Raw genomic sequence first — 13,122 nt, forward strand, 5'->3', positions numbered from 1 at the left:
GGTTTTAAAAAAATTAAATGCTCTTTAGCACTTCAGGCCTTTCATTGAATGTTTTGAGAATTAATTCACCAAACAGGGTATTTGCCCAGGCAAACCATTCTCTCGAAAACTTCTTTGGATCATCTTTATGGAAGGATTCATGCATAAACCCGGTCTCTGCATCTGTATCCATAAGGGTTTTGATACAAGCCGCTATTTCCGCATCGTTTTCGCTAGTCAGGGCTTTCATAATAATGGACATAGGCCAAACCATATCCATACCCACATGGGGACCTCCAATACCTGACGCAGCCTTTCCCTCGAAGAAGAATGGATTGTCCTTGCTCCAGACAAAATCTCTGGTGTTCTGATAGATGGGATCGTTCTCAGATACACACCCTAAATATGGAAGTGCTAAAAGGCTGGGCACATTAGCATCATCCATAAATAGCTTGTTTCCAAATCCATCTACCTCGAAAGGATAAATATTTCCATAACCCAAATGTTCTACAATAGCATATTCCTTGAGTGCCGCCTCTACCTCATCGGCTAAGGCTATACACTCCCTGGCAAGTGATCCATCACCTAATACTTCGGTAGCGATCTCAGCCACCTGTCGCAAACTTACCACGGCAAAGAAATTGGATGGTACCAGAAAAAGATATGTAGTAGCATCATCAGACGGTCTGAAAGCCGATGCAATCAAGCCAACAGGGACTACCGGGTTTCCAAAACCTCTACCTGGCATGGTGTCGGTTTGTATGGGCGTTTCGCGCATGAATTTGTAAGGACCATCCCCTCCTTTTCGTTGTTGCTCCTTAAATGTTTTAAGTACCAGTTTCATGGCCTCTTGCCACTCTGAAGTAAAGACAGAGGTATCTCCTGAGGTCTTCCAATAGTGGTAGGCCAGTCTAATGGTGTAACACAAAGAATCCACCTCCCACTTTCGCTCATGCAGCTCCAGCTTCATTTCTGTATCATCACTCTGCCAATGCCCTCCGGTAGCTTCCTTGTTGAATGCGTTGGCATACGGATCTATCAGTACACATTTGGTTTGCCGCCGCACAACTCCCGCAATTAGCTTCCGAAGCTTGTCGTCTTTGTTTATCAAAGGTAAGTACGGCCATACCTGGGCCGTACTATCCCTTAACCACATAGCTGGTATATCTCCTGTAATAACAAATGTATCTGGCAACCCACCTTGCTCTTCGTACTGAACGGTGGTATCCAGTGTATTGGGAAAACAGTTTTCAAACATCCAAGCCAGTTTTGGGTTGTCAATACCCTTTTTCACTGCGCCTATAGTTTCTTCAACAGCTTTGCTGACAAAGTTTCGTTTTGACTTTGGAGGGCGGTTAGAGGTGTAACTCTTATCCCCTAAAGGCACTGGGAAACTCATTCCAGACAATAACGTGCCTACCCCAATCAGAGAAAGGGTATTGGTTTGAATAAACTTTCTTCTATTCATTTTATCAAATGTTATTGTTGAGTTATAAAGTTTTGAGAAGTCCTTCGTTTTCAAGAACTGCAAGTGTCTCCATTAAGAACACACCGCTCAGAGCCACTGTGAGGTCCACAGAAGATGAAACTTGCCCCTGACCATTTATAGGTGGGCTGACCCTCCAATCATGATTGAACAAAAACGGATAAGCAGGGTTTTTTGCCTTATCCCAGGCACTTTCCCCATTATCAACCAAGTAATCAATTACATTCCTTCGCTCTCCATCACTTAACCCTTCAGAAAGAGCCAGCACACCAAAATAGCGCATCATAATCCCTTTGAACAACCCCCCATCTCCATCGCCCTCCGGGCGGATGATGCCTGCAGAGCTTGATAAAAGTGATTCTGTAGCGGAGAACGTCTTTAGTGCTTTAACCAACAATTGGCGATCCTTTGTGATGGTATAGAGCTCAGCAAGAGCACCGGCATATGTTCCTTGGTTATAGGTGAAACGCCAAAAATCTTCGGTACTGTTGTCTCCGTCTATCTCAGTTCCTCCCTGACGACCAATGCCATCCCATACAATTCCGGTAACAGGATCAACGAGCTTTGATTCTTGCCAAGCCAGAATTTGTTTTCCGAAATCAAGGTCAGCTGCTGATCCGGTAATTTTATGAAGCCTAAAGGCCAAAATTGCTGCTGGACCATTCGAAGGGGCATTTTTATAATCCAGTTGGTTTTCATTCCATGCGATTCCTCCACCGTGATTATCATTCCATCCAAGTTTGATATCTTCCCATAGTCCCTTAACATCGTTGAGGTATTCTTCATTTTCTGTAAGCTCATAAGCTCTTAAAATGGACAGTGCCATCCATTCGCGATCGTCAAAAAAATCATTGTTTCGAAGTGAACTGATATTGTTTTTTATACCAGAAATCATTTCGTTCATCTGATTAATTGTTGATGGGCTCTTGGCCCTGACGGCAGCATCCACCACGGCGTCCAGCGCATTGGCCTGCCACCAGTAGTGCTGAGTATTCAGGTTCTTTTTATTATCCGTATTATAAACACCTTTTTCCGCGTTCCAATAAATTAGGTTCAGAGAATTGAATGAGGAATCAGCCCGAGATATCCAGGAAGGAGGCACCGGTTGTTTAGGTTCGTTTTCATCAGGATCCAGGTTAGATTCTTCTTTGCAACCCATAAGGGGAAGCAGTATTAAAATAAATTTTAAGAGTATCATCCTATTTTTCATTAGTAGATTTTCAAATGGTTCTTGAAGAATTTTTCTACACATTTCCGCGCAGGTCTGAACCAGTCTTTAAAAATTTGGGCAATAGTGTACAAGGCCGCACAATGATGTGCGGCGTTATACATGTATGAAGAAATGTGAAGTTTTATTAAACTATCGAGTGCTTACGATAGCTCCATCTACTAAGGACAAATTGTTCTCCCCTTCCGTATCTGAAGCCCAGTCTGTGATCAAATCAGTTGTAGCAGGCTTGGCAAAAGGCCAGTAGCCAATCAGGCCAGTTTCATCCCCGTCGATAATAAAATCCATGTCTTCTTTGATTTCGGCTGCAGACCTTGCCACTCCCCAATAGCGCACATCAAACATTTTACCGACCAACCTTCTTTCAGGTTGTTTAAAACCCGCACTATTACCCAATGTAAGAGGCTGAGCCCCTTCCTGAGCAGCTACTTCACCCATTCTGTCTCTATCAGATGCATCTAGTGACCCTATTTCATTCCCATTGATGTAAGATTTCATAGTCGTACCATCAAAGGTGCATGCTATATGAACCCACTCATTTCTAGGAACAATAGCCCCGGGAACAGCCGTAACATCAGGTTGAAGTCTACTCTCTCCATCTGCATCCCCAATTGCAAAGTCAAGCGCGTCTCCATCTCCAACTCTTACATTCCACCCCCAAACACCGTCAGCATAAAACTCGGTAGAAGCCATTTGCCCAAAGAATCCCGGCTTATCCGTGTAGTAGACCCAGGTTTCGAATGTGAATTCGCCTCTATTGAAAATACTCGCGGAATTGCTACTTTGCTCCACGGCAATTGCATTTTCGGAACCATTGGCCGAAAACTGCAATGCTGCATCTTCAATCTCTCGAGCTGCAAATGCAAATCTGGCATCTTCGAGTGAGGTCAACGCGGCATCTATTTCTTCCTGAGTTGCAGCCTCGTTGTTGCTTACGGTTTGAGCGTCTGCCAAGGCCGTTTCCAGTGGTTCCTTAGAATTCTTATAGTACTCTCCAACACCGTTCCCCTCAACGGATGAAGAAAGCAAAGTCTCTACGGTTGATATTTCTGCTGTTAATGCTGTTAAATCAGTATTCGGACCTTTGTCCTCCCCGTCATCTCCGCATGAATTCAGGGTAAAAATCACAAGTACACCTAGGGACAGCACCAGGGCCCTAATCCCGTAAATTTTGGTTTTGTTGTTAAAATCAATCATTGTAGTTCAAGTTTAGATTTAATTAATATTCAATAAATATGCTTTTCGTTTGGTCATCTGGTTAATCCGGGTATCCTGGATTCTGATCCAGGTTTGGGTTTACGTTTCTACTGGACTGCGGAATAGGAAATAAGGTTCTGAATCCGTCACTCACCTCCTTATCCCACCAATTTCCAGTATACTTTTTGTATCTGATCATGTCCGTACGGCGTAAGCCCTCAAAGGCCATTTCTCGTCCTTTTTCATCATACAATTCATCTAATGTTAGGTTTTGATAAGTTGGAACATTTGCTCTGTTTCGTATTACATTGATTGCATCAAGCACATCTTGAGGAACGATACCCCCATTCCTGAGAGAGGCTTCGGCTATATTGAAATAAATCTCCGCTAACCTGAAAAGCACTATATCATTGGAGAACCCTACCGCACCATATTCTACCTGATACTTAATGTTTCTGGCCCCTGAAGCTTCATTGCCATCTTCCATGTTTGGTACATCCAACTCAAAAACCAAGTGCTGTCCATTCTTGTCATTAGTTCCCAGAATAGGATTACCATCTCTTCCGTACTGTGGTCCCCACATAAACTGGCCTCTCAGCAAAGTCGGATCATTCTCGTTTCCGGGAATAAAAACTCTTGAGTCAAAAAAGCATCTGGCATCATTTAGGGTGTCATAAGTTTCTATAAACTCACGGACACTGACCATGCCATTGTATCCACCATTTCCCTGATATCCAAACTGTGGTTCTCGCTGCTGCCAGTGGGTAGTGAATTGAAACATTTGCTGTAAATCATTTCCAAAAAGCTCATCAGCTGGAATAGCAAAAACATTTTCGTCGGAGGCATAATTATCGGTTTTGAAAGGAGCATCCCACTGTGCCTCCAGCGAGAACGAAGATCCCAATACCAAACGACTAACTTCAATACAATCAGTCCATCTGGCCTCACCTGTATACACTTCAGCATTCAGGTATAGCCTTGATAGCAGACCATTGGCAGCTTCTTGAGTAAATCGTCCGTACCATCCTATATCACCTTTCTTAGGAAGGTTGGCCCTGATGTCCAGGATTTCTTCTTCGATAAAATTGAATACTTCTACCCTTGTATTGTTGGACGGGCTAAATTGGTTAATCGCGGTTACTATCGGAACATTGCCAAACAGGTCGAGCAAATAATAGTAATATAGGGCTCTAAGTCCTCGTAGTTCAGCTTGATATTGTAGTTTGTCCGTAGAGTTAACCGCATCAATATCCTTAAAGTCAAAAAGCAGATTATTGCATAAAGCTATTCCTTTATACATGTCGTTCCAGGAAATAGCGAAAGAACCATCCTCCACAGTCCACTCATGGCGATGCAATCGAATCCAGTTTCCGTTATCAAAGCCATCTCTACCCTTGGTAGGCCAGGCAGCCTCATCCGTTGACAATTCTTGTAAGAGAAATACCCCGCATCCATTGGTGGAAAAATTGAGGAAGACTTGTCTTAGATGAGCATATGGCCTCATCACTGCCGACACCACTTCTTCTTCATTCTGATAGAAATTACTCGCTGTAACTTCACTATAAACTTCTTCATCCAAGTCTACACAACTGGATAGACTAATCCCTAGCAAAAATATTTTCAGTAAATTTTTCATGATCAAAATGTAATGTTGAGGCCTAGTAAATAAGTGGCAGATCTTGGGTAGAAACTACGTGTATCCCACCCGAAACTCAGCCCTCCGTTGGTTCCACTACCCACCTCCGGATCAATTCCAGAGTAGTTAGTCAATAATGCCACATTTGTAACCGTGGTGTAAATCCGCGCCTGTTTGAACACAGACACATTTTTCAGGTTATAACCGAGGGTAATGTTATCGAGTCTTAGGTAATTACCCTTTTCCAGATAGTAATCAGAAAATCTTAGGCGATCATCGAGTGAAGACTGGGGCTCATCCAACATTGATTTGAAGTAATTGGATGGTGAATTTGCCGTATTCTCATACCATAACCGTTTCTCATTAAAAACATGATAACCTGCAGCTCCTACCATGTATACGGATAAATCAAATTGCCTCCAGCTAAACTGGTTGTTCAAGCTGAAAAAATACTTCGGGAGCCCATTCCCTATTACTTGGTAATCAATGTTTTCATCAATTCTTCCATCATTGTTTTGATCCTTGAATACCCATTTTCCATCAGAGCCGATCTTTTTAAACTTAAAGCCGTAGAATGTACCAACAGCTGTGCCTTCAGCCATCATATACAGAGACGTTGCTACATTTCCATAATCACCATAATAAATCGTATCTGCTTGAAACTGATCATTGGCCAGTGAAATGACTTCATTCGTATTGATAGAGAATGTGGGTGTAATGTCCCACTTAAATTCATTGCCATCTATGGCCTTGAAAGTCCCTATAAATTCAATCCCCTGATTCTTAATTGATCCGACATTTGTGAATAGCACTGGCTCTAAACTTGGGGGTGTTTGTGTGTTAAAGGAACCAAGCAAATCATCTGTGATTCTGGTATAAAAATCTACCGAACCAGTCACTCGTTCAGATAAAACACCAAAATCCAATCCTATATTCAACTCCTTGCTTCGTTCCCATCTCAAATCCGGATTGGGGTTATTAATGGGGCCATAAGTGAAGATCCACTGCCCATTGTAAAGTGCTCTTCCGCTTTCACCTATTCTGGCAAGAGACTGATAAGGTGCAATTCCCTGACTTCTTCCTGTCACTCCATATCCGGCTCTCAATTTTAGGGATGAAATGAAGGGAAGGTCAGACATGAAGTCTTCTTGCGAAATTCTCCAACCACCAGAAACGGCGGGAAATAAACCCCACTTATTGTTCTCACCAAAAACACTCGCTCCCTCTTGTCTCAAACTAGCATTAAAAAGATACTTAGTCGACCAGGAATAGTTGAACCTCCCAAAAAAGGCAATGAGTCTATAGCTCTGTTTGAAACTTCCAAAATCAGCTCGGCCATCCTGCAGAAAGCTCCCAGCTCCGATATCATTGTATTTGAGCTTGTTGGTAAGGAAACCTCGATTGAACATATTGCTACCGTGCGTAACATTGTTGATCAAGCTATATCCAGCCAGTAGTTTGATGTTGTGTTTACCAAACTGTTGATTGAAGTTTGATGTTGCTTCGAAAATATTCTCAACCGATGAATTATTCTCTTTTTCGGCTCTACCCGGAATACCTGACAACACGCTATTTCTTGAGTCTATGTCTTCAAAAAGTGAGCGTTCATAGTTTCTTAGAAAAGAAGATCCTTTGACCGAAACTGATAGGTTATCAGTAATATGACCTGTGAGGTTTACGTTCAGATTTACCCTGTTACTTATTGCTCCGTTTTCAATCTGTTTCAGCAGTGCAACCGGATTTGAAGCGCCCATACCTGGCAACTGATAGAAAGTGCCATCTTCATTATACACTGGAGCGGTTGGGTCATATTTCAACGCCTCATCCAAAGCATTGTAATTGGCAAAAGCCTGATCGGAGCGGTTTCCACCAATGGTTCCTTCCGCCTCCAGCCACTTGTATATTTGTTGTTTGAAGTTTAATCTAAAATTGGCCGTCTTATTGCTACTATTCAATATTAGCCCCTTGCTATCTCGATACCCCAAAGAGAAGCGCATCTGGGATGTTTTTGTTCCTTTTGATATTGCCAAAGAATGATAGGAACTCAATTTTGATGTGATCAACTCATCCGTCCAGTTGGTATCAAAACCCTTATCAATAGACTCTTTGCTAAAACCCAAGGTTCTCATCACATCGAGGTATTCCTGAGCATTCAACATTTCGGGGTTTCTTCTTGGCTTCTCTATAAAATAGGAACTGGTATAAATGATCTGACTCTTCTCTCGTTCACCAAACTTAGTCTCCACTATGATTACTCCATTACTACCTCGGGTTCCATAGATAGCGGCTGATGCGGCATCCTTCAGTACGTTAAAGGATTCAATGTCATTAGGGTTTAGAATGTACAAGTCAGGCATAGTACCGTATACACCGTCTATAATTACAAGCGGTTCATTGTTAGCGCTAATGGTACCCACGCCTCTAAGATTTACCTGCGGAGTGCTGTTTGGATCACTTCCTGCTTGGTTTATGATGGAAAGACCCGGCACTTTCCCTTTTAGCAACTCAACAGGATTATTTGTCACTCCTGCTCTGAAATCCTCACTTTTGATTTGAACTATGGAACTAGTAAGCTCCTCCTTTTTAGACGTGCCATAGCCCACAACCACTACTTCATCAAGCGCCTCAATATCCATACTCAACTCTACATTGATCTCAGTACGGCTATCTACGGGCACTTCCATTGTCTTAAAACCAACAAATGAAAATACCAGCACATCCTGCTCCTCTGCCACTATAGAATATAAACCATTCACATCTGTAATAGTGCCAATAGATGTCCCTTTGACTTGCACTGTGGCACCTGGGAGCGTTTCTCCCGAGTCGTCAATCACGCGGCCACTTACTGTGATCTGTGATATTAATTCCTCGTACAACTCCGGATTTTGGGTATTGTCTAATACCAGTTTTATGGAAATTATTTCATTTACTCTGCGGATAGAAACTTTTGACTGGCTTGACACGTCCTTCATCAATCTTTCCATATTCCATTCTCCTTTTGGAATACTTATCTTTTTACCCTTTAAATCAGAACGGGTATACATAAATGAAAAGTCAGTGGCGTCTTCAAGCTCCTTTATGAGACCCAGCAGCTCTTCATGGTTTTGCCTGACATCCACATGGGTCTCCACGAGTCTTTTTCTTTGCGCGAGCGACTCACCGGCAAATGCCATCGTGAGCGAATAGCAAAAAATCATCGTGCATATGGCCAGTTTGGACATAAAAGAAATAAATAAGTGTACTTTTGTATTCATAAGTTGTTGGTTAAATCCAAGACTTGTAGTTCAAAAAAGCCGAGTAGTTTTCCCCAAAACCATACTCGGCTTTTGTATTTATTTGATTAAAATATCGTTATTAAATCCCCATTTATCTTATAGTCAAATTCGTAGTTATAAGAAAGACTTTCCATCAGTTCCTGGATTGAGCAATCTTTACAATTTATAGTTATTTTCTTTTCTTTCAGTGCAATTTTGTCGTAGGAAACTGAAACACCGTACCACCTTGAAAGCCTTCTAAACACCACGGCGAGTTCTTCATCTTCAAAAACCAACCTCCCATCCATCCAACCGAAAGCTGCAGCACTATTCTCAATACTTGACCGACTAAGTATATTTTCTCTCTTGTTATAAGTTGCTCTCTCAGCTGGGAGGATATCGACAAAGCTTCTGCCCGAAGGATCACTCACCCTGACTTTCCCGGACCGTACAAATACCTCAGAAAAAGACTCATCTTCATAGGCCTGAATAGAGAAGGAAGTCCCTAATACCTCAATATTGATATTGTCGGTGGTTATAATAAATGGCGTGGATTCATTCCTGACTACATCGAAAAAGGCCTCACCGGTCAAAACCACCTGCCTACTGTTGCCTTCGAACACTTCCGGGTAACTAATCTTCGATCCTGAATTTAATTTGACGGTGCTACCATCAGCCAATTGTAACTCTAACTTCTTTCCTACAGGGGCCACCTTTTCAACCACACGAATAATATCCGAATTACTAAGATTGCTGCCTGACCAGAAATTATAAACTAGCCAACTTGAGGTAATAAGAAGCGCAACTGCAGCTGCCATATGATACCATGTAACATGAAACTTCTTCGATTCCTTTTGACCATGATAACCTGCAGACAAATCGATTTCATCAAGTAGTTGAAGCCAAATTCGATTTTTTGCACTCTGAGCTGAAGGGTCTGATGATTTCCAGTATAACTCAATCTTAGTTAAAATCTGACGATTCTTCGGATCCTCATCCAACCACTTTGACAATCTGTGCTGATCGTCAATGTTCATTTCATTATTCAAATACTTAAGAATGATCTGGTCCATAAGATGCTTTAACTCTATGTACTATAAAGAGTCAAAAGCATGTCTCAAGTCACATTCAAATCTAAAAATTTGTAATTATTTCACTGATATGAGCATACGCCTGCATAAAATCCCACTAAAAAACCGCTTAAAATAACAATTTCACAATTATCCAAGCAGCCCCATAGTACCAAGAAACAGCAGAACAGAGAAACTACCATAATTAGACTTAGTACCACCCGAAGCCTCAAGATAATCTGTAACTTCTTCTCTTATTCGGGAAACAGCCTTCGTCATGTGGTTTTTTACCGTTCCTTCCGATATACCCATTTCTGTTGCCACTTCTTTCACAGATTTTCCCTCCTGTCGGATCAGCTTATAAACAATCTGGCATTTATCCGGCAAAGCATTTATAGCATCATTTATAGCGCCAACCAGTTCTTGCTCCAGCATTACCTGTTCAGGATCGTGTCTATCAATCTCTTTGATAGTTTCTTCCAAATTACTGCCAAAAAAACAATTGGGATTTCGTGTAACGAACCTTATTGCTGAATTCTTTACCGTAATGAAGAGATAAGAATTGATATCCCTAATTGAAGTGAGACTATCTCTATTACTCCAAAGATTCATAAATACTTCAGAAACAATATCTTCGGCAGATTGCACATCATGAGTTATGCTCTTAGCATATTGATAAAGACTTGTAAAGTTCTGATCGTAGCAGCTTTTGAACCATTGATGGGTGTCATCAAGTGAATTAATATTATGAATTTTCCGCCTTATGGTCATTTACTTTAAAAAGTTACTCATGCAAGCTGCATCTAAGCTGAAAATATTGCTTAAGTCACAATGATATAAATAATCAATCTCAATTGATAATAAAATAAAGTTCTCTCAAGCCTCTTTGATTCCTGTTATGTAGTCGGTCTGTTCCACTTTGAGCATATTATTCTCCTGAGCCAGAGCCACTCCTCCTTGGAGGTGCCGCAGCCACTCTTTCTTACTTTGTGGGGAATATTCTCGAGCGAATTATTTCCTGATAAATCAACCTTTTTGAAAATATTGATTTGCAGCTTATTATAGGGCAAATTGGTTAATATTGCATTTTATCAGATCATGAATAACCAGACCAAAAATCCGCTTATGCTCATCTGGGATCGAGTCAAAAACATGGACGACCTCAGGGCCTTCATTGAATCTAAAGCGTTTCAATATTCCATCATAGCCCTTATTATTATCAATGCCATCACCATAGGACTGGAAACCTCTGCCACTATTCGGGAGTCAGCGGGGCTTTGGCTTACAGAAATAGACAAATATATTCTGGTCATCTTCACGCTCGAAATCTCTGTGAAAATCGTGGCCTATCGTCAGAAGTTTTTCGCCAACACCTGGAACATTTTTGACTTCCTCATTGTGGCCATTGCGCTGATCCCAGCTGCAGGCCCCCTGCACATCCTCCGTACCCTCCGCGTGCTACGAACCGCCCGCCTCATCAAAAATGTACCTAAGCTTCGTTTGATCATAGAGTCTTTGCTCAAATCTATTCCAAGCATTGGATGGATCGGGGTGCTGCTATTTATGATTTTCTACATTTTTGCGGTGATTGGTACCGATTTGTATCAGGATCAGTTTCCTGAGTACTTTGGCGATATGGGCAAGACCTTTTTCACCCTGTTTCAGGTGATGACGCTGGAAAGCTGGTCTTCGGGGATTGCCAGGCCTATGATGCAGGAGGTATCCTATTCCTACCTGTTTTTTATTCCTTTTATCCTGCTGGCTACCTATACCACACTCAATGTATTCATTGCGATAGTGGTCAACACGATGAATGAGATCAACCGTGCTGAAATGAAAGAAGAAGAAGAGCGGGTGAAGGATTTCGTACATCAGGAGCACGAGCAAATGCTCGATTACCTGTCTAGTATTGAGAGAAAAATCACCCAGCTCGAGAAAAAAATAGATCAGAAGAATTGAGCTCAACTCACTCTGCTTCGAGTTCAGGGTTTTTATCCACCAGTTCACCATCCTCATATCGGTAGGCTATCGACAGGTTTCCTTCCTGGTCATACCACTTTGCCAAACCGTGAAGTTTTCCATCAACATAGGGCGCCTCCTGCATCAGCGTACCATTGTCATAGTATTTGGTAAGCGGCCCATTCAATACCCCATCCTCATAGTTCCTGGTTTCAATTACCTTTTTACGCTTGTAGACCACATACTCACCATCCAGCTGATCACTGTGGTAATAGCTTTTAGTCTCCACATATCCCTGCTTGTCAAATTTCAATGACACCCCCTGTTTTTTACCCTGATTGTAGGTTTCCAGAGAGGTAATGGCTCCTTCTTTGTCGTATGTAACCCATGAGCCATGCTTAACCCCATGGAGTACGTCCCCTTCTGTCAGGATTCTCTGATCATCCCGCTGGGTGGCTTTGCTCAACCCCTCCACATCTCCATAGGCATTCACCTCTGCCGCAGATGGGATCAAAGATGTTTCCAGAATCACAGGTGTCCCGTTCTGGCAAGCCATCATTCCTCCAAAAACCAACATCAACCAAATTGAACCAATTCTATTCATGCTATTACAAAGTTTTTAGGTTTAAGATGGGCCAAAATTATACAACCAAAAGAAAAAATTCACTTCCGTAAAATCGGAAACTGAGACTCAGTCAAAACAATGAGTGGCAACCAGCGTTCCTTTATTGATGAAAAATAAGTACCTGGAGGCCTGGATAGAAGAGGCCACTTATATACCTGAAAAAATTGACCGGCACTTTAGCGGACTGGACGAACAGATTCTGAACCAAAAACCTGCTGTCAACAAATGGAGCATTGGGGAGCTACTGGATCACCTGATGGTGACAAATACGCTGTATTTCCCCAGGTTTGAGAAAATCATTGCCCATGAGCATTCCAATCCGTTCGGGGCGAGATTCACATACCTATCCAGTTTTTTTGGCCAGTCGATATTCAAATCTGTACACCCTGAGAATCCCCGCAAAATCAAGACGGTACGCAAGTTTCAGCCGGTGAAGAAGGTGTTCACGCTGGATAAAATAAAAGAATTCAAAGACCACCACGCTGTATTAATGGATTTCGCCCATAAAACTGATGCGGTTGATCATAAAAAAATTATCATCACTTCCCCGGCAAGCGCACTCATCTTCTATTCCCTGGAAGATGCATTCAGGATCATACTGGCTCATGAACAGCGACATATCCAGCAAGCAGTTCAGCTTCTCCCCACACCAAAAGAAATGCCCGTATCTTCCTAAAAAAATACGGGC

At 42.0% G+C, this 13,122-nt stretch carries 10 protein-coding genes; 2 read left to right on the plus strand and 8 right to left on the minus strand.

The window, feature by feature from the left end; all coding sequences use genetic code 11:
* Positions 1-13 precede the first annotated feature (13 nt).
* The 7 genes from RIH33_RS01390 to RIH33_RS01420 all read right to left on the minus strand — a co-directional run bounded on the left by RIH33_RS01390 (position 14) and on the right by RIH33_RS01420 (position 10,621).
* A complete protein-coding gene (locus tag RIH33_RS01390; protein ID WP_159584491.1) occupies positions 14-1,447 on the minus strand; it encodes a glycoside hydrolase family 125 protein in 1,434 nt (477 codons plus the stop codon).
* Between the two features lie 22 nt (positions 1,448-1,469).
* A complete protein-coding gene (locus tag RIH33_RS01395; RefSeq protein ID WP_406654618.1) occupies positions 1,470-2,717 on the minus strand; it encodes a glycoside hydrolase family 76 protein in 1,248 nt (415 codons plus the stop codon).
* 108 nt (positions 2,718-2,825) lie between these two features.
* Complete coding sequence (locus tag RIH33_RS01400; protein ID WP_159584495.1) at positions 2,826-3,890, minus strand: LamG-like jellyroll fold domain-containing protein; 1,065 nt, start codon at positions 3,888-3,890, stop codon at positions 2,826-2,828.
* Positions 3,891-3,951: 61 nt separating this feature from the next.
* Positions 3,952-5,526 carry a RagB/SusD family nutrient uptake outer membrane protein gene (locus RIH33_RS01405; RefSeq protein ID WP_406654619.1) on the minus strand — a complete coding sequence of 525 codons (1,575 nt, stop codon included), beginning with the start codon at positions 5,524-5,526 and terminating at the stop codon, positions 3,952-3,954.
* Positions 5,527-5,528: 2 nt separating this feature from the next.
* Positions 5,529-8,780, minus strand: a complete 3,252-nt coding sequence (locus RIH33_RS01410) for a SusC/RagA family TonB-linked outer membrane protein (RefSeq protein WP_406654620.1) — start codon at positions 8,778-8,780, stop codon at positions 5,529-5,531.
* Between the two features lie 86 nt (positions 8,781-8,866).
* The gene (locus RIH33_RS01415; protein WP_406654621.1) at positions 8,867-9,853 is read right to left on the minus strand and encodes a FecR family protein; all 987 of its coding nucleotides are present in this window, start codon (positions 9,851-9,853) and stop codon (positions 8,867-8,869) included.
* 147 nt (positions 9,854-10,000) lie between these two features.
* Complete coding sequence (locus tag RIH33_RS01420) at positions 10,001-10,621, minus strand: RNA polymerase sigma-70 factor (RefSeq protein WP_406654623.1); 621 nt, start codon at positions 10,619-10,621, stop codon at positions 10,001-10,003.
* Positions 10,622-10,948: 327 nt separating this feature from the next.
* On the opposite strand from RIH33_RS01420, the gene RIH33_RS01425 reads away from it, so the two are divergent.
* Positions 10,949-11,809 (plus strand): ion transporter, encoded by an 861-nt coding sequence (locus tag RIH33_RS01425; RefSeq protein WP_406658526.1) that lies wholly within the window; start codon positions 10,949-10,951, stop codon positions 11,807-11,809.
* Positions 11,810-11,816: 7 nt separating this feature from the next.
* On the opposite strand, the gene RIH33_RS01430 is transcribed toward RIH33_RS01425, so the two are convergent.
* Positions 11,817-12,413 carry a toxin-antitoxin system YwqK family antitoxin gene (locus RIH33_RS01430; protein WP_406654624.1) on the minus strand — a complete coding sequence of 199 codons (597 nt, stop codon included), beginning with the start codon at positions 12,411-12,413 and terminating at the stop codon, positions 11,817-11,819.
* 127 nt (positions 12,414-12,540) lie between these two features.
* Between RIH33_RS01430 and RIH33_RS01435 the strand changes: the two genes are divergently transcribed.
* Entirely contained in the window at positions 12,541-13,110 is a 570-nt protein-coding gene (locus tag RIH33_RS01435) for a DinB family protein (RefSeq protein WP_406654625.1), read from the plus strand.
* Positions 13,111-13,122: the final 12 nt, after the last annotated feature.

Source organism: Marinoscillum sp. (assembly GCF_040222955.1).
GTDB lineage: Bacteria > Bacteroidota > Bacteroidia > Cytophagales > Cyclobacteriaceae > Marinoscillum.